Origin of the sequence: Sphingobium rhizovicinum (genome assembly GCF_042647625.1) — a bacterium.
Classification (GTDB): domain Bacteria; phylum Pseudomonadota; class Alphaproteobacteria; order Sphingomonadales; family Sphingomonadaceae; genus Sphingobium; species Sphingobium rhizovicinum.
On record NZ_JBHRVU010000004.1, the window covers coordinates 1,166,394 to 1,184,694 of the forward strand.

At 63.7% G+C, this 18,301-nt stretch carries 10 protein-coding genes; 8 read left to right on the forward strand and 2 right to left on the reverse strand.

Annotated features, from left to right (window positions below; genetic code table 11):
* The first annotated feature begins 71 nt into the window (after positions 1-71).
* Complete coding sequence (purB, locus tag ACFOKF_RS07085) at positions 72-1,388, forward strand: adenylosuccinate lyase (RefSeq protein WP_380794369.1); 1,317 nt, start codon at positions 72-74, stop codon at positions 1,386-1,388.
* A 126-nt stretch (positions 1,389-1,514) separates the two neighbouring features.
* On the opposite strand, the gene ACFOKF_RS07090 is transcribed toward purB, so the two are convergent.
* Positions 1,515-2,582, reverse strand: coding sequence for a LacI family DNA-binding transcriptional regulator (locus ACFOKF_RS07090; RefSeq protein ID WP_380794371.1), 1,068 nt, complete (start codon positions 2,580-2,582; stop codon positions 1,515-1,517).
* 78 nt (positions 2,583-2,660) lie between these two features.
* Positions 2,661-4,793 (reverse strand): alpha-glucuronidase family glycosyl hydrolase, encoded by a 2,133-nt coding sequence (locus ACFOKF_RS07095; RefSeq protein ID WP_380797697.1) that lies wholly within the window; start codon positions 4,791-4,793, stop codon positions 2,661-2,663.
* Between the two features lie 166 nt (positions 4,794-4,959).
* Between ACFOKF_RS07095 and ACFOKF_RS07100 the strand changes: the two genes are divergently transcribed.
* The 7 genes from ACFOKF_RS07100 to ACFOKF_RS07130 all read left to right on the forward strand — a co-directional run bounded on the left by ACFOKF_RS07100 (position 4,960) and on the right by ACFOKF_RS07130 (position 18,297).
* Positions 4,960-7,335, forward strand: a complete 2,376-nt coding sequence (locus ACFOKF_RS07100; protein WP_380794373.1) for a glycoside hydrolase family 3 N-terminal domain-containing protein — start codon at positions 4,960-4,962, stop codon at positions 7,333-7,335.
* The gene (locus tag ACFOKF_RS07105; RefSeq protein ID WP_380797698.1) at positions 7,335-9,707 is read left to right on the forward strand and encodes a glycoside hydrolase family 3 N-terminal domain-containing protein; all 2,373 of its coding nucleotides are present in this window, start codon (positions 7,335-7,337) and stop codon (positions 9,705-9,707) included. Before ACFOKF_RS07100 ends, ACFOKF_RS07105 begins: the two co-directional genes overlap by 1 nt.
* Before the next feature lie 14 nt (positions 9,708-9,721).
* On the forward strand, positions 9,722-10,933 hold the full coding sequence (gene manD, locus ACFOKF_RS07110; protein ID WP_380794376.1) for a D-mannonate dehydratase ManD: 1,212 nt from the start codon (positions 9,722-9,724) through the stop codon (positions 10,931-10,933).
* Positions 10,934-11,081: 148 nt separating this feature from the next.
* The gene (locus tag ACFOKF_RS07115) at positions 11,082-12,395 is read left to right on the forward strand and encodes an MFS transporter (RefSeq protein ID WP_380794378.1); all 1,314 of its coding nucleotides are present in this window, start codon (positions 11,082-11,084) and stop codon (positions 12,393-12,395) included.
* Positions 12,392-13,807, forward strand: a complete 1,416-nt coding sequence (gene uxaC / locus ACFOKF_RS07120) for a glucuronate isomerase (protein ID WP_380794380.1) — start codon at positions 12,392-12,394, stop codon at positions 13,805-13,807. Before ACFOKF_RS07115 ends, uxaC begins: the two co-directional genes overlap by 4 nt.
* Complete coding sequence (locus ACFOKF_RS07125) at positions 13,804-15,270, forward strand: mannitol dehydrogenase family protein (protein WP_380794383.1); 1,467 nt, start codon at positions 13,804-13,806, stop codon at positions 15,268-15,270. Before uxaC ends, ACFOKF_RS07125 begins: the two co-directional genes overlap by 4 nt.
* A 147-nt stretch (positions 15,271-15,417) precedes the next feature.
* Complete coding sequence (locus tag ACFOKF_RS07130) at positions 15,418-18,297, forward strand: TonB-dependent receptor (protein WP_380794386.1); 2,880 nt, start codon at positions 15,418-15,420, stop codon at positions 18,295-18,297.
* The last annotated feature ends 4 nt before the right edge of the window (positions 18,298-18,301 follow it).

Sequence of the window (18,301 nt, forward strand, 5' to 3'; positions counted from 1 at the left end):
CCATTTGCTAGGGCGGCATGGGGCTGCTAGGCGGCGCGGCAATATCCACCCTCCAGCCGCAGGATTCGCCCATGGTCCCCCGCTATTCCCGTCCCGCAATGACCGCCCTCTGGGAGCCGGAAGCCCGCTTCAAGATCTGGTTCGAGATCGAGGCGCATGCGACCGAGAAACTGGGAGAACTGGGCGTCGTTCCGCCTTCGGCCGCCAAGGCGCTATGGGACTGGTGGGCGACCAACCCGTCGATCGACGTTGCCGCGATTGACGCGATCGAAGCCGTCACCAAGCATGACGTCATCGCCTTCCTGACCTGGGTTGCCGAGCAGGTGGGCGACGAAGCGCGCTTCATGCATCAGGGCATGACCAGCTCCGACGTTCTGGACACCTGCCTTGCCGTGCAGCTGGCCCGCGCATCCGACATATTGATCGAAGACCTCGACAAGCTGCTGGAGGTGATCAAGCGTCGCGCCTTCGAACATAAGCTGACGCCGACCATCGGCCGCAGCCACGGCATCCATGCCGAGCCGGTGACGTTCGGCCTCAAGATGGCGGAAGCCTACGCCGAATTTTCGCGTTGCAAGACCCGGCTGATCGCTGCCCGCGCCGAAATCGCCACCTGCGCCATTTCGGGCGCCGTCGGCACCTTCGCCAATATCGACCCGCGCGTCGAAGAGCATGTCGCGGACAAGCTGGGCCTGGCCATCGAGCCGGTATCGACGCAGGTCATTCCGCGCGATCGCCACGCCATGTTCTTCGCCACGCTGGGCGTCATCGCCTCGTCGATCGAGCGTCTCGCCGTGGAAGTGCGCCATCTCCAGCGCACCGAAGTATTGGAAGCCGAGGAATATTTCTCGCCCGGTCAGAAGGGCAGCAGCGCCATGCCGCACAAGCGCAACCCGGTGCTGACCGAAAACCTCACCGGCCTCGCGCGCATGGTGCGCAGCGCGACCATCCCGGCGATGGAGAATGTGGCGCTGTGGCATGAGCGCGACATCAGCCACTCGTCGGTCGAGCGCTATATCGGCCCCGACGCAACCATCACGCTCGACTTCGCACTCGGCCGCCTGACCGGCGTGATCGACAAACTGCTCGTCTATCCTGAGCGGATGATGAAGAATCTCGACAAGATGGGCGGCCTCGTCCACTCGCAGCGCGTGCTGCTGGCCCTGACGCAGGCGGGCGTCAGCCGCGAGGATAGCTATCGCTATGTCCAGCGCAACGCCATGAAGGTCTGGGAATCGGATGGCCAGCTGTCGCTGCTGGAGCTGCTGAAGGCCGATGCCGACGTCACCGCGGCGCTGCCGGCCGAACAGATCGAGGAAAAGTTCAACCTCGACTATCATTTCAAGCAGGTCGACACGATCTTCGCCCGCGTGTTCGGCGAGGCGTAAGCCAACCTCCGTTCGCTTCGAGCCCTTCGACGCCGCCTGCGGCGTCGCTCAGGACAGGCTAAGTCGAGAAACGGTAGCGCTGCGCTAGCCGCTTCTCGACACGCTCGAAGCGAACGGATTCTGAATTTAACGCCCGCCCATTCTTGGCCGCATCCGCGGTGCGGCGTCCGACTGGCGGCGGATCAGCTCATAGTCCAGCACCAGATGTTCGGCCGCATCGCTGCTGCGGCGACCCTTCAACTGGCGCACCAACACTTCCACCGCCGCGCGCGCCATGGCGCTGATCGGCTGGCGGATGGTGGTGAGTTCCGGCCAGATGGTGGTGGCGAGCGAGGTATCGTCGAAACCGCAGACGGTCAGGTCGCCCGGTACGTCCAGCCCGGTGCGATGCGCGATGGCCACGGTGGCCGCAGCCATATCGTCATTGCTGGCGAAGATGGCCGTCGGCGGATCGATCAACGACAATATCTGTTCGGCGGCGTCCAGCCCTGACCGATAGGTGAAGAAACCCTGCGCGATCAGTTCGTCCTGCACCGGCAGGCCGGCTTCGCGCAGCGCCGCGACATAGCCTTCGAAACGGCGGCTGCTGGCGCTCTGATTCGGATTGCCCTTGATGAAGCCGATCCGATCGTGGCCCAGTGCGATCAGGTGGCGCGTCATTTCATAGGCGGCATGCCGGTCGTCGATGCTGACGGCGGCCAGATCGGCTGGCGCGCGCCCTGTCGCCACCGCCACCGCCGGAATCCCCGCCCGGTCCAGCGCGTCCACCAGTTCGGGCAGGTCGCAGAGCGGCGGCGGCAGGATTACGCCGTCGATGCGCCCGCGCTGCAAATGCGCGACCACCGCATCGACCGAGGTGTCGTCATCCCATTTTTCCACCACCAGGTCCACGCTGCTGCGGGTCGCCTGATCCAGACTGCCGACCAGAAATTCGCTGAGATAAGAGGAGGACGGGTTGGAGTAGAGCAGGCCAACCCGCGTTTCCTCACCCCCGGCAAGGGTGCGCGCGGCGGCGCTGGGGGCGTAGTTGAGCGCGGCGATCGCTGCCTCCACCTTTTCCCGTGTGGCGGCCCGCACCACCTGTTCGCCGTTGATGACCCGCGACACCGTCATCGGCGACACGCCGGCATGGCGGGCGACGTCGTTGATGGTGGGGGCGTTGCGCTGGCGGCGGGAAGATCGGGTATCGGTCAAGGCAGGCCCTTCTTGCGGAGCGACTGATGTCGTTACCGAAATGGTAGCGGCATCAGTCGTTCGAATAGAAGCGAAAAATCAGTTATGCCCCGGCGCATAGGGGAATTTAAGCGCCTTGTACCAGTCGAGATCATGGGCGGGCGCGGCCGATCCGGCGGGCAGGGGGCGTTTCGACACCGACTGGAAATAGGCGATGCTGGCGTCCCGCCACCACAGCGCTTCGCGATGCTGGATCGTCAGGAACGCTTCCGTCTCGGCAAAGCGCTCCGCATCGACATAGGGTTTCAGCGACGCCCATGTCGTCTGCATTTCGGTGACATAATTCACGCCCCGATCATAATGATGGATGAGGCCATCCCACAGCGTGTCGCCGGACGTCAGGCGATAGTCCCAGGGCAGATGGTGGAACCAGAGCAATTCATTTTCCGGCGTCGTCTTTGCGCTGGCCAGCAGCTTCGCGACTGGCGGCGCATATTGACCCACGGCGTCGCTGCCGCTCTTCGTCCGGTCAAAGCCGATGCCTTTCGCGTCCGCCTTATGATAATAGACCGGGTTCCATTCCGGGCGGGCGAGGTCCGACACCCAAGGCCCCGGCCCATAATGATGACCCGTGTCCATGACATGGGCGAGGCCCAGCGGCGTCATATAGTCGACCGCTGCCTCGCGCGATCCCATCATCATCTTCACGACTGGCTGCACCACCTTGGGATCGGGGGAGAAGGTCATCTCCGCCCATTCCTTCGCGATGACATCCGCTGACAGGCTGGTGTCCCATGCCAGACGGCCAAAGGCATACCAGTCGGCCTGATTGAAGATCGATCCGCTCCAGTCGCGATCCACGCCGATATTGGCGACGCCAGCAATGCCGGTCAGCTTGTGGCCCTCCAGCGATCCGTCGATCACCTTCGCGACCGTCGATCCCTTGCCCTTGGCGAAGGTATCGGCGTCCAGCGTCTCCTCGAAGAGCGGGCCGAGATAGGTCAGGTGCGTCGACTGGCCCAGATATTCCTTGGTGATCTGGAATTCCATCATCAGCGGCGTTTTGGGCATCGCGCCGAACAGCGGATGGAAGGGTTCGCGCGGCTGGAAGTCGATCGCGCCATTCTTCACCTGCACGATGACATTGTCGGCGAACTTGCCGTCCAGCGGCTTGAAATCCGTATAAGCCTGTTTCGCGCGGTCATCGGGATTATCGTGCGCGTAGACGAAGGCGCGCCACATCACGATGCCACCATGCGGCTTCACCGCTGCCGCCAGCATGTTCGCGCCATCGGCATGGGTGCGGTTATAATCCTGCGGTCCCGGCTGGCCTTCGCTGTTGGCCTTCACCAGAAAGCCGCCGAAGTCGGGAATCGCCTTGTAGATTTCGTCGGCCTTGGCCTTCCACCAGGCGGCGACGGCAGGATCGAGCGGATCGGCGGTCTTGAGGCCATCCAGTTCCATCGGTGCGGTCCATTTGACCGACAGATAGACTTTGATGCCATAGGGGCGGAACACGTCCGCCAGCGCCGCCGCCTTGGCGATATAGGGTGCGGTCAGGCTGTCGGCCTTCGCATTCACATTGTTGAGGACGGTGCCGTTGATGCCGATCGAGGCATTGGCGCGGGCGTAGTCGGAATAACGTGGCCCCTTCCAGTCGGGCAGGCGCCACCAGTCCCAGATGGATTGCCCGGCATAGCCGCGCTCGACCGTGCCATTGAGATTATCCCAATGATTGAGCAGGCGCAGGCCGATTTTCGGCGCGCTGCGGATGTCCAGCGCATCAAGGCTTTCGCCGCTCTGGGCGAGGCGCAGCCAGTGATAGGTGCCGTGGAGCAGACCCACATCGCTGTTCGCGGCGATCAGCGTCACCGCCTTGCCATCGATCATGGTCGAGCGAATCGCATAGCCCTCACTGCCCAGGCCGTCCGTCTTGACCGGCAAGGCAGGGGTGGAGGCGGGCGTCGCCAACCAGAGCGCACCTTGCTGGACTGTTGCTGACAGCGCGGGCGTGGTGCCGGTCATGCCCGCAACGGCGCGCTGCAATTCCTGGGTTGCGATGGTCAGCGTCGGCCCTGTTCCGGGGGCGACGATGGCGGTGGCATGGGCGGAAATCGCGGCGCTGCGCGGGGCATCCGCATGGGCATAGCGCAACCAGAGATCATAGCCGTCCTCGGCCCGCGCCGCAGGCGCCATTACGGGCGACAGGCTGCTGCCCGCCATGGCAATCATCCAGCAAAACAGGCGCGCTCTCACTCTTCCCTCTCCCTTGTGTCTTGATTGTCAAAGCCGGTTCGACGGGCATTGACAAGTGCGTTTGTCGGCTTAATGGTAACGCTATCAGTTTGCTCGCGGCAAGCGGAAAGATAGCCGCGTCATAAAAATGGAGAGGGGCTTCGTGATTAGAACCAGCAAAATCCTGTGCGCCGCATCGGCGCTGGCCTTCTGTATCGCCTTGCCCACGGCGCCTGTTCAGGCTGCGCCCGCGACCAGCGCGTCGGCCAATGTGGTCTACAAGGATGCCAGCGCGCCGATCGAAGCGCGTGTCGACGATCTTCTTTCGCGCATGACGCTGGATGAAAAGATCGCCCAGATCACCACCGTCTGGCTCGACAAGGTCAAGATTTTCGATGACCAGCTTCAGCTCGATCCCGCAAAGCTGGCCGCCCAATATCCCAATGGTCTGGGTCATTTTACTCGCCCATCGGACGCAAAAGCGTCCGTGAGTCCTCGGGTCGCACCGGGACGCAACCCGCGCCAGACGGTCGCGCTGGTCAACGCCCTGCAAAAATGGGCGACGACGCAGACGCGGCTCGGCATTCCGATCCTCTTCCATGAGGAGGGGCTGCATGGCTATGCGGCCGTCGGCGCGACCAGCTTCCCCCAGTCGATCGCCATGGCCTCCTCTTTCGACACGGATATGCTGCGCGATGTGAACAGCGTGATCGCGCGCGAAATCCGTTCGCGCGGCGTGCCGATGGTGCTGTCGCCGGTGGTGGACATCGCGCGTGATCCGCGCTGGGGCCGGATCGAGGAAACCTATGGCGAAGATCCCTATCTGGTCGGCGAAATGGGCGTCGCCGCGGTCGAGGGCCTGCAAGGCGTGGGCCGCGAACGCAATTTGCGCGACGGCAAGGTGTTCGCCACGCTCAAGCATCTGACCGGCCATGGCCAGCCCGAAAGCGGCACCAATGTCGGCCCCGCGCCGGTCAGCGAACGCGAGTTGCGCGAGAATTTCTTCCCGCCCTTCGAACAGGTGGTGAAGCGCACCGGCATCGAAGCCGTCATGGCCTCCTACAATGAAATCGATGGCGTCCCCAGCCATGCCAATCGCTGGCTGCTGGAAGATGTTCTGCGCGAGGAATGGGGTTTCAAGGGCGCGGTCGTCTCCGACTATTCGGCGGTCGACCAGTTGATGAGCATCCACCATATCGCCGCCAATCTGGAAGAGGCCGCGATGCGCGCGCTGGACGCCGGCGTCGACGCAGACCTGCCCGATGGCCTGTCCTACGCGACGCTGGGCAAGCTGGTGCGCGAAGGCAAGGTCAGCGAGGCGAAGGTCGATCTCGCCACTCGCCGCATGCTGGAGCTGAAGTTCCGCGCCGGCCTGTTCGAGCATCCCTATGCCGACGCCGCCGCATCGGAAAAGATCACCAATAATGCAGACGCCCGCGCTCTCGCTTTGAAGGCGGCGCAGCGCTCCATCACCCTGCTCAAGAATGACGGCATGCTGCCGCTGAAGCCCGAAGGCACGATCGCCGTCATCGGCCCGAGCGCCGCCGTGGCGCGGCTGGGCGGCTATTATGGCCAGCCGCCGCATACGGTGTCGATCCTCGACGGGATCAAGGCGAAGGTCGGTAGCAAAGCGAACATCGTCTTCGCGCAGGGTGTGAAGATCACCGAGGATGACGACTGGTGGGCGGACAGCGTCACCAAGTCCGACCCGGCGGAGAATCGCAAGCTGATCGCGCAGGCGGTGGAAGCGGCGAAGACTGTCGATCGCATCGTCCTGACGCTGGGCGACACCGAACAGTCGAGCCGCGAAGGCTGGGCCGACAATCATCTGGGCGACCGCCCGTCGCTCGATCTGGTGGGTGAGCAGCAGGAATTGTTCGATGCCTTGAAGGCGCTCGGCAAGCCGATCACCGTCGTCCTGATCAACGGCCGTCCGGCCTCGACCGTCAAGGTCAGCGAGCAGGCCAACGCCATCCTGGAAGGCTGGTATCTGGGCGAGCAGGGCGGCAATGCCGTCGCCGACGTGCTGTTCGGCGATGTGAACCCCGGCGCGAAACTGCCCGTCACCGTGCCCCGCTCGGTCGGTCAACTGCCGATGTTCTACAATGCCAAGCCCTCGGCGCGTCGCGGCTATTTGTTCGACACCACCGATCCGCTTTATCCGTTCGGTTTCGGCCTCAGCTACACGACGTTCGACCTGTCGGCCCCGCGTTTGGCGGCGACCCGCATCGGCACCGGCGGCAAGACGACTGTCTCGGTCGATGTCCGCAACACCGGCGCGCGGGAGGGCGATGAGGTCGTCCAGCTTTACATCCGCGACAAGGTCAGTTCCGTTACGCGGCCGATCAAGGAGTTGAAGGGTTTCCAGCGCGTCACGCTCAAGCCCGGCGAAACCCGCACGGTCAGCTTCACCATCAGTCCCGAAAGCCTCCAGATGTGGAACGACCATATGGAGCGTGTCGTCGAACCGGGCGATTTCGAGATCATGACCGGCAACAGCTCGGTCGCGCTCAAGTCCGCCACGCTGACGGTGCAATGATGGGGACTTTCGCCCGTCGTCAGGCGCTCGGCCTGCTTGCCTCGACCTCCTTCGCGGTCGTCACGCCTGCCTTCGCGAAGAAGGCGGACGGCCCGCTCTACAAGGATGCGTCCGCCCCCATCGACCTGCGCGTGCGCGACCTGCTGGGCCGCATGACGCTGGAGGAGAAGGTCGGCCAGATCATCGCGCTCTGGGCGACCAAGGCGGATATCATGGACGACCTGACCTTCTCGCCAGCCAAGGCGAGCAAAGCCTATCCCCAGAGCTTCGGTCAGATCACCCGGCCTTCGGATCGGCGCGGCGCGCCCAATGGCTCGACGCAGGCGGGCGGCGTCGGCGCGCGCTGGCGCACCCCGGCGGACACGGTCGCCTTCGTCACCGCCGTCCAGAAATGGGCGATCGAGGAGACGCGGCTGGGCATCCCGGTCCTGTTCCACGAAGAATCCCTCCATGGCTATATGGCGACCGACGCCACCATGTTCCCCATGGCTATCGGTATGGCCGGGGCGTTCGACCGCGACCTGATGCAGCAAGTCCAGTCTGTCATCGCCCGCGAAGTCCGTGCGCGCGGGGTTCATCTGGCGCTGTCGCCGGTGGTGGATATCGCCCGCGACCCGCGCTGGGGCCGGATCGAGGAAACCTTTGGCGAAGATCCCTATCTGTGCGGCGAAATGGGCGTCGCGGCGGTGCTCGGCCTGCAAGGGGAGAGCAAGCAGATCGGCCCTGACAAGGTCATGGCCACGCTCAAGCATATGACCGGCCACGGCCAGCCGCAGAGCGGCGAGAATATCGCGCCCGCGCCGATCAGCCAGCGCGAGTTGAGGGAGAATTTCTTCCCGCCCTTCCGTCAGGTGGTGAAGCGCACCGGCATCGCCGCCGTCATGCCCTCCTACAATGAGATTGACGGCGTGCCGTCGCACCAGAATAAATGGCTGCTCGGTGACATATTGCGCGGCGAATGGCATTTCGACGGTGCGGTGGTCAGCGATTATGGCGCGGTCCACGAACTCGACACCATCCACCATGTTCAGCCCGACCCGGAGGCATCGGCCCGCGCCGCCCTCCGTGCCGGTGTCGATTGCGAGTTGCCCGATGGCCAGACCTATCGGACGCTCGTGGAACAGGTCCGCGCGGGCAAGGTGCCCCTCGAAGCGGTCGACATCGCCTGCACGCGCATGTTGACGCTCAAGTTCCGCGCGGGCCTGTTCGAAAATCCCTGGCCGCGGCGCGACTATGACGCGCTGACCGGCAATGCCGAAGCCCGCGCGCTGGCATTGAAGGCGGCGCATAAATCGATCGCGCTGCTCAAGAATGACGGCACGCTGCCGCTCGCCCCCGGCGCGCACAAGCGGGTCGCGGTGATCGGTCCCAATGCCGCCATCGCGCGGCTGGGCGGCTATTCCTCGATCCCGCGTCAGGATGTGTCGCTGCTGGAAGGGGTGCAGGCCAAGCTCAAGGGCAAGGCGGAGGTCGTCCATGCGCAGGGCGTCTTCATCACCCAGAGCGAGGATCGTTCGGTCGATGAAGTCTATCTGGCTGATCCCGCCAAGAACCGCCAGTTGATCGCCGAAGCGATCGGGGTTGCGAAGGGCGCGGACATCATCCTGCTCGCCATCGGCGACACCGAACAGACCAGCCGGGAAGGTTTCGCCAAGAACCATCTGGGCGACCGCACCAGCCTTGATCTTGTCGGCGAACAGAATGAGTTGTTTGCCGCGATGAAGGCGACCGGCAAGCCGGTGGTGGTCTGCGCCATCAACGGTCGTCCGCCCAGCTACCCCGCCGTGGTCGAAGGCAGCAACGCGCTGCTGGAATGCTGGTATCCGGGGCAGGAAGGCGGCACCGCCATGGCCGACATCCTGTTTGGCGCCGTCAATCCCGGCGCGAAACTGCCCGTCACCGTCGCGCGCGATGCGGGGCAGATTCCGATCTTCTACAACCGCAAGCCCAGCGCCCGGCGCGGTTATGTGTTCGAGGATATTTCGCCGCTCTTCCCGTTTGGCTACGGTCTCAGCTACACGCAGTTCGAAATTGGAAAACCACGACTTTCGTCGCCCCGCATCGGCGCAGGCGGCAATGTGACCGTCGAAGTCGATGTGCGCAATGTCGGCCAGCGGGCAGGCGACGAGGTCGTGCAAGTCTATGTCCATGACAAGCAAGCCAGCGTCACTCGCCCGATCAAGGAATTGAAGGGCTTCGAACGCGTCACGCTCGCGCCGGGTGAAACGAGGACGGTGCGCATCCCGCTCGGCCCCGACGCCTTCACTCTGTGGAATCTCGACATGGAAGAAGTGGTCGAACCCGGCCTGTTCGACATCATGGTCGGACCCGACAGCCAGAATCTCCAGACCGTCACGCTCGAAATCATCTGAACAGGACCGCCAAAATGCCCAAGATTATTGATGCCAAGGTTATCGTCACCTGCCCCGGCCGCAACTTCGTCACCTTGAAGATCATCACCGAAGACGGCGTTTACGGTCTGGGCGACGCCACGCTCAACGGCCGCGAACTGTCGGTCGCCAGCTATTTGCAAGACCATGTCATTCCCTGCCTGATCGGCCGGGACGCGCACCGGATCGAGGATATCTGGCAGTATCTCTACAAGGGCGCCTATTGGCGTCGCGGCCCGGTGACCATGTCGGCGATCGCCGCCGTCGACACCGCGCTGTGGGATATCAAGGGCAAGCTGGCCGGTCTGCCGGTCTATCAGTTGCTGGGCGGCGCCAGCCGTGAAAGCGTCATGGTCTATGGCCATGCCAATGGCACCACGATCGAGGATACGGTCAAGGTCGCGCTGGAATATCAGGCGCAGGGGTATAAGGCGATCCGCATCCAGTGCGGCGTGCCGGGCATGGCCAGCACCTATGGCGTGTCGAAGGACAAATATTTCTACGAACCCGCCGACGCCGACCTGCCGACGGAAAATGTGTGGAACACGAGTAAGTATCTGCGCGTCGTTCCCGAACTGTTCAAGGCCGCGCGTGAGGCGCTGGGCTGGGACGTGCATCTGCTCCACGACATCCATCACCGCCTGACGCCGATCGAGGCCGGTCGCCTCGGCAAGGATCTGGAGCAGTACCGTCCCTTCTGGCTGGAAGACGCCACCCCGGCGGAAAATCAGGAAGCGTTCAAGCTGATCCGCCAGCACACCACGACGCCGCTGGCCGTGGGCGAGATTTTCAACTCGATCCACGACTGTCGCGAACTGATCGAAAACCAGCTGATCGACTATATCCGCGCCACCGTGGTCCATGCCGGCGGCATCAGCCATCTGCGCAAGATCGCCAATCTGGCCGATCTCTATCAGGTGCGCACCGGCTGCCACGGCGCGACGGATCTGTCGCCGGTCTGCATGGCGGCTGCGCTCCACTTCGACCTGAGCGTGCCCAATTTCGGCGTGCAGGAATATATGCGCCACACGGCGGAAACTGACGCTGTCTTCCCGCATGCCTACACGTTCGAGAATGGCGCGATGCATCCGGGCGAAGCGCCGGGTCTGGGCGTCGACATCGACGAGGAACTGGCCGCCAAGTACGAATATAATCGCGCCTTCCTGCCGGTGAACCGGCTGGAAGACGGCACCATGTTCAACTGGTGATGGCTATGCTGGGCCTACTGTCCCTCTCCCAACGAGAGAGAGAAGGAGCCGCGCAGCGGCGGGAGGGTGAGGGCGATCTGCACCCCTTCCTCACCCTTCCCACGGCCTGCGGCCGCGGGCCCCTTCCCTCTCCTGAAAGGAGAGGGATATGAACGCCATCCCCAAACTCTCAGTGCCCAAAACCTCCGGCCCGGCAAAACCGTCAGGAAAGGTCCGCTGGATCGTCTGCGGCCTGCTGTTTGCGGCGGTGGTGCTGAGCTATATCGACCGGCTCGTTCTGCCGACGTTGAAGCCCGATCTTCAGGCTCGTTATGGCTGGAGCGAGAGCGGCTATGCCAGTCTCGCCATCTGGTTTCAGGCGGGTTACGGCATTGCCTATGTCGTCTTCGGGCGACTGATCGACCGGATCGGCGCGCGGGCGGGCTATGCGCTCGCCGTCACGCTGTGGACGATCGGCCATGTCGCGCACATCTTCTTCACCTCGACCGCCGGGATGCTGCTCGCGCGCATTCCGCTGGCCATCGGGGAGGCTGGGACATTCCCCGCCGCCATCGCCGCGACCAATGAATGGTTCCCCAAGAAGGAGCGGGCGCTCGCCATCGGCATCTTCAACGCCGGGTCCAATGTCGGCGCGATCCTGACGCCTTTGGTGGTGCCGATCATTGCCGTGACGCTGGGCTGGCGCTGGGCCTTCATCCTGACCGGCCTGCTGACCGTCTTCTGGCTGGCCGCCTGGCTGATCTTCTATCGCCGCCCGCGCGACAAGAAGGGGCTGTCCCGCGAAGAACTGGCCTGGATCGAAACCGATCCGGTGGAACAGCATCGCCCTGTCAAATGGCTGACCCTGTTCGGCTATCGCCAGACCTGGGCCTATATGGCGGGTCGCTTCATGATCGATCCGGTCTGGTGGACCTTCCTCTTCTGGCTGCCCGATTTCTTCAACAAGCAATATGGCGTCAAGATGCTGGATTTCGGTCCGCCGCTGATCGCCGTCTATCTGCTGGCGGACGTCGGATCGATCGCGGGCGGCTGGGCCTCCTCGCGCTTCATGGGCCGTGGCTGGAGCGTCAATCGCGCGCGCAAGACGGCGATGTTCCTCGCCGCGCTCTGCGCCGTGCCGATCGCCTTCGCCACCCATGCGCCCAATATGTGGGTTGCCGTGGGCCTGATTGGTCTGGCCTGCGCCGGGCATCAGGGCTTTTCCGCCAATCTCTACGCCCTGCCGGGGGACGTCTTCCCGCGCCGCATGGCCGGGTCGGTGGTCGGGTTGGGTGGTCTGGCCGGCGCGATCGGCGGGATGCTGATGGCGAAATTCGCCGGGGTCATCCTGGAAACCGTCGGCAGCTATGGCCCGATCTTTGCCGTCGCATCCTGCGCCTATCTAGTCGCTCTTTGCACTATTCATATGATCATAACACGTTATCAGGTTGTTGACACCGGTATCAGTGGAGTCGAATCTTGACGAAACCCTTGCATCTTCATCCCGATCGCCTCTTTCCGGCAGACCCGACCATCCGTTCGATCGCCCGCGCCCTTCATGCGTCGGTCAAGGATCTGCCGATCATCAGCCCGCACGGCCATACCGACCCGCGCTGGTTCGCCTATGATGAGCCTTTCGCCAATCCGGCCGACCTGCTGATCGTCCCCGACCATTATGTCTTCCGCATGCTCTACAGTCAGGGCGTGAAGCTGGAGGATCTGGGCATCCCGACCAAGGATGGCAGCCCGACCGCGAGCGATCCGCGCGCCATCTGGCGTCTGCTGGCCGAACGCTATCATCTGTTCCGCGGTACGCCCTCGCGCATGTGGCTGGACTGGGTGTTTTCCGATGTCTTCGGGCTGGAGGTGCAGCTGGAAGCGGCGACCGCCGACCTTTATTATGACACGATCGACGCCGCGCTGAAGACTCCGGCTTTCCGCCCGCGCGCCCTGTTCGAACAGTTCAACATCGAAGTGATCGCGACGACCGAAGGGCCGCTCGACCCGCTGGACCATCATCGCGCGATCCGCGAATCCGGCTGGAGCGGCCGCGTCGTCACCGCCTATCGCCCCGATCCGGTGATCGATCCCGAACATGACGGCTTCCATCGCAATATCGAGAAGTTCGGTGCGGTCAGCGGCGAAGATGTGTCGACCTGGGCCGGCTATCTGCGCGCGCATCAGAATCGCCGCGCCTGGTTCCGGGAAGCGGGCGCTACGTCGACCGACCATGGCCATCCCAGCGCGGCGACCGCCAACCTGTCCCGCGCCGAAGCCGAAGCGCTCTATGCCAAGGTGCTGGCCGGTCCGGTCACGCCAGCGGAGGCGGAATTGTTCCGCGGCCAGATGCTGACCGAAATGGCGCGCATGAGCATCGACGATGGCATGGTGCTGCAAATCCATCCGGGCGTGTGGCGCAACCATAATGCCGGTGTCATGGCCCGCTTCGGTCGCGACAAGGGCGCCGATATTCCGATGGCGACCAGCTATGTCGATGCGCTGAAGCCGCTGCTCGATGCGTTCGGCACCGATCCGCGCCTGTCGGTGATCCTCTTCACGCTGGACGAAACCAGCTATTCGCGTGAACTCGCGCCGCTGGCCGGCCATTATCCGGTGCTGCGCCTTGGCCCGCCCTGGTGGTTCAACGACAGCCCCGAAGGGATGCGCCGCTTCCGCGAGCAGGTGACGGAGACGGCCGGCTTCTACAATACGGTCGGCTTCAACGACGACACCCGCGCCTTCCTGTCGATCCCGGCGCGTCATGACGTCGCGCGGCGGATGGACTGCGTCTGGCTGGCCCAGCTCGTCGCCGAACATCGGATCGAGGAGGATGAGGCGTTCGAGCTGGCCCGCGCGCTGGCCTATGACCTCGCCAAGCAGGCCTATAAGCTGTGAGCCGACTATCCTCGCAAACGCTGGCGGATTTGCCTGCCGATGTGATCCGCCCTGCCTATGACCGCGCCGCCGTGACATGCGGCGTCGTCCATCTGGGCATCGGCGCTTTTCACCGCGCGCATCAGGCGGTGGTGTTTGATGATGCGCTCAATGCCGGCGATCTGCGCTGGGGCATCATTGCCGCTTCGCTGCGGTCGCCCTCCGTTCGCGACCAGATGACGCCGCAGGATGGCCTCTACACCATGCTGGTGCGCGATGGTGCGGCCGAGCAGGCGCGGCTGATCGGCGCGGTGCAGCAGGTCATCGTCGCGCCGGAAGAGCCGCAGGCGTTGCTGGCCGCGCTGGCGTCGCCCGATACGCATATCGTCACGCTGACCGTCACGGAGAAGGGCTATAAGCTCGACCCGGCGACCGGCGCACTGATCGAAAGCGATCCGCAACTGGCCGCCGATCTCGCCTCGCTGGAAAGCCCGCAGACTGCGCCGGGCTATCTGGTCGCTGCGCTGGCGTTGCGGCGGGCGGCCGGCCTGCCGCCCTTCACTGCGATCAGCTGTGACAATCTGCCGCACAATGGCAGCCGGCTTCGCGCTGCCGTGATCGCTTTGGCGCGCCGTCATGATCCGGCGCTGGCGGACTGGATCGAGGAGGAGGGCGCCTTCCCCGAAACCATGGTCGACCGCATCGTGCCTGCTACCACGGCCGACGACATTGTCGCACTCACCCGGCGCATCGGGGTTGAAGATCAGGCGATGGTCAAGACCGAACCATTCATCCAGTGGGTGATCGAGGATAAATTCTGCGGCCCGCGCCCTGATTTCGGGGCAGGGGTGCAGGTCACGGCCGCCGTCGCCCCATGGGAGGAAGCCAAGCTGCGCCTGCTCAACGGCGCGCATAGCGGCATCGCCTATCTGGGCGGCCTTGCCGGGATTGATTATGTCCACGAAGTGCTGGCCCTGCCCGAAGCGCGTCATTTCGTCGAAAGTCTGTGGGATGAGGCGGAAACGACCCTGTCGCCGCCGGCCGAACTGGATGTCGCCGCCTATCGCCGGGAGCTGATGGCGCGGTTCGATAATCCGACGCTGAGACATCGAACGCGACAGATAGCGATGGATGGATCGCAGAAGCTGCCGCAGCGACTGCTGGCCACCATCGCCGCCGGATTGGAGGCGGGGCAGGGGATTGACGCCCTTGCGCTGGCTGTCGCCGCCTGGGTGCGCTGGCAGGCGGGGCAGGATGATCTGGGGCAGGCGCATCAGGTCGACGATCCGTTGGCGGGCCGGATCGGGGATGTGCTGGCATCCGCCGCCAGCCCCGGATCCCGCATTGCCGCCATTCTGGCTTTCGACGCGGTAGTGCCGCCGGAACTGGCGCGCAACCCGTTGCTGGCGGATGCGTTGACACGCTGGCTGACGGTGCTGGAAACGCAAGGGGCAAGGGGCGCACTGGCGGCTTTCCGCCAATGACAACGTAGACACCTATATCGTTACCATTTCCATTGTCGCCGCATCTTGACAATCAGGATGCGGCGTTTATTGAAGCCTAAGTGATAGCGCTACCAGTTTGGCCCACCGGAGAGTCGGGGGCAGCGCTCAGGGAGAGGAACGGACCACATGTCTTCACGCACGCATGATTTTCGCATGGCGCTGTTCGCCGCATCGGCGATCGGGTCGCTGTGCCTGTCGCAGGCTGCTTTTGCGCAGGATGCCGCACCGCAGGCAGATGCCGCAGCCGCCGCGCCCCAGGAAGGCGAAGTCGCCGACATCGTCGTGACCGGCATTCGCGGATCGTTGCAGAGCGCTACCAACGCCAAGAAAAATGCGGTTGCTTTCGGCGACTCCATCTTCGCCGAAGATATTGGCAAGCTGCCCGCTACCAACCTGGCCGAAACGCTGAACCGCATGCCGGGCGTCCGCCTGAAGCGCGACAATAATGGCGAAGGCACGCAGGTGTCGATCCGCGGCCTTGGCCCCAGCTTCTCCAAGGTGCTGCTGAACGGCGCCCAGATTCAAGTGGCGTCGGATGGCGGCACCAATGGCGGCAGCGCCAACCGCGAAGTCGATCTCGACTTCTTCCCGTCGGAACTCTTCACTCGCCTGGACCTCGCCAAAAGCCCGACGGCATCGACGCTGGAAGGCGGCATCGCCGGCACCGTCAACCTGCGCAACGCGCGCCCCTTCGACAAGCCGGGCACGCATGTCACGGTCGTGGCGCAGGGCCAGTATACCAGCCCCAATGACAAGATCAGCCCCCGCGGCGCGATCGTCGCCAGCCACACCACCGACACGTTCGGCATCCTGGTCGGCGTTGCTGGCGTGAAGACCAAGACCCGCATCAAGGGCTTCGAGACGGTCGGCTGGACGGACGGCAATCTGGGCACCGGCGACGCAGGCGGCAATAATTTCTCCTGGGCGTCGGTCGTGCCGCGCAATGCCGGCCATGGCCTGACCGCTGGCGATCCGGTCGATGTGGTAGCGACATCCGGCCTCACCCGTTCGGAACTCAGCACCGCGCTGCTGCCGCGTCTGGGCCGTGAAAGCCTGACCGAAGGCACCCGTTCGCGCATTTCGGCGCTGGCCTCGCTCGAGTGGCGGCCCAGCGATGAACTGCATTTCGCGCTGGACGGCATCTGGGCCAAGTCGGAACGCGATTACAGCAAGGTCAACATGAACTGGCAGGTGCGCAACAGCGGCCCGGGCAGCAGCGCGCAGGCGACCGGCGGCATGATCCCGATCGACCTGACCGTCGATGACAATGGCGTCGTCACCAGCGGCACCTTCGCCAACTCCTCCTATTTCCTGGAAGCGAGCCTGTTCAAGCAGACGACCAAGTTCTGGAACGTCAACCCCAGCGTCACCTGGGAACCGGCGGACAATCTGAAGGTCGAACTGAACGGCAATTATTCCAAGAGCCGCTTCTTCCGCGAACAGCCGACCTGGGCGTTCCAGACCACGCCGCAGTCGGGCGTCGATGTATATTATGACAATAAGGGCAAGGGCGATTACCCGTCGATCACCACCAATCTGGACCTGAACGATCCCAATAATGGCAGCTGGCAATGGTATCGCCAGAATGTGCAACTGGTCCGTCGCAACACCACGACCAAGGGCGCGCATCTGGACGTCACCTATGGCGATGAAATGCTGAACGTGAAGGTCGGCGCCGCCTATGATCAGGCGATCCGCTCGATCCGCGCTTATGACAACAGCCCGGCCTATCAGTTGTCGGTTTGTGGTGCTGGTTGCACCGGCGCGACCGGCTCCATCACCAACAGCCAGATCGCCCAATATCTGATGGGCAATTCGGTCGCGGGCTTCGTCACGCCTGATTTCGATGCGATCAAGCAGGCAACCAACTATGCCAGCTATGTCGACAGCGCACCTGAAGCCCGCGGCGCGGTGACGGGCGGGGCGACCGGCGACATGAATGAAAAGGTGTTCGGCGCTTATTTCGAAGTCAATGGCGTGACCCAGATTGCTGGCAAGGACCTGCATGTGAATGCCGGCATGCGCTATGCCCACACCAACCAGCGCGTTGTTGGCCCGAGCCAGGTCGGCGCGGCGATCATCGACATCACGTCGGCATCGAAATATGAGAATTTCCTGCCATCGATCAACCTGACCTATGACGTCGCGGAAAACATCCGGCTGCGTGCATCGGCGTCGCGCACCATGACGCGGCCTGACGCGGGCCAGATCCTGCCGGGCATCACCTTCTCCGACCCGTCGGCGCTGGTGGCCAATGCGGGCAACCCGGACCTGAAACCCTATACGTCGGACAATTATGACATCGGTGGTGAAATCTACACCGGTGGCATCGGCTATGTCGGCCTGACCGCCTTCGTGAAGAATGTGCAGGGCTTCACCACCACGCTGGGCCAGCAGGTCGCCTTCGGCACGCTGAACATTCCCTATGAAAGCCTGTCGGCGCCGCAAAAGGCAGCGATGGACGACCGCGCGCTGGATCTGCCGGGCCGTCCCGGCGTGCCGATCGCCAACCAGATCATCACCGTCAACCGTCCGGTCAACCTGTCTGATCTGAGGATCAAGGGCATCGAAGGCACCTGGGTCCAGCCGCTCGACTTCCTGGTGAAGGGCCTGGGCTTCTCGGCGAACGGCACGCTGCTCGACCAGTCCTCCTCCTCGGGTCTGGTGGCCGAAGGCGTCTCGAAATATAGCTATAATCTTCAGGGCTTCTACGAAAATGGCCCTGTGTCGATCAGCCTGAACTATGTCTGGAACAGCAAGTCGATCGCGCTCAACGGTCCGCAGAACGGCATTACCGGCGCTGACCTGAAGGCCGACGCCCGTGGCCAGCTCGACATGTCGGCTGGCTATCAGTTGCCCTTCTTCAACAAGGCGCTGCGCCTGACCGCGGATGTGCTCAACATCACCAACGAGCCAATCCGCACCACCTTCGAATATGATAATGCTGCCTATTCGGTCTATTATCCGGGGGTGACGGTGCTGGCTGGCATCCGCGCGAACTTCTGATCCT

Bases quoted from the DNA above. Each gene is read 5' to 3' on its own strand.
- purB (WP_380794369.1), top strand. From the start codon at position 72: ATGGTCCCCCGCTATTCCCGTCCCGCAATGACCGCCCTCTGGGAGCCG.
- ACFOKF_RS07095 (WP_380797697.1), bottom strand. From the start codon at position 4,793: ATGATTGCCATGGCGGGCAGCAGCCTGTCGCCCGTAATGGCGCCTGCG.
- ACFOKF_RS07105 (WP_380797698.1), top strand. From the start codon at position 7,335: ATGGGGACTTTCGCCCGTCGTCAGGCGCTCGGCCTGCTTGCCTCGACC.
- manD (WP_380794376.1), top strand. From the start codon at position 9,722: ATGCCCAAGATTATTGATGCCAAGGTTATCGTCACCTGCCCCGGCCGC.
- ACFOKF_RS07115 (WP_380794378.1), top strand. From the start codon at position 11,082: ATGAACGCCATCCCCAAACTCTCAGTGCCCAAAACCTCCGGCCCGGCA.
- ACFOKF_RS07130 (WP_380794386.1), top strand. From the start codon at position 15,418: ATGTCTTCACGCACGCATGATTTTCGCATGGCGCTGTTCGCCGCATCG.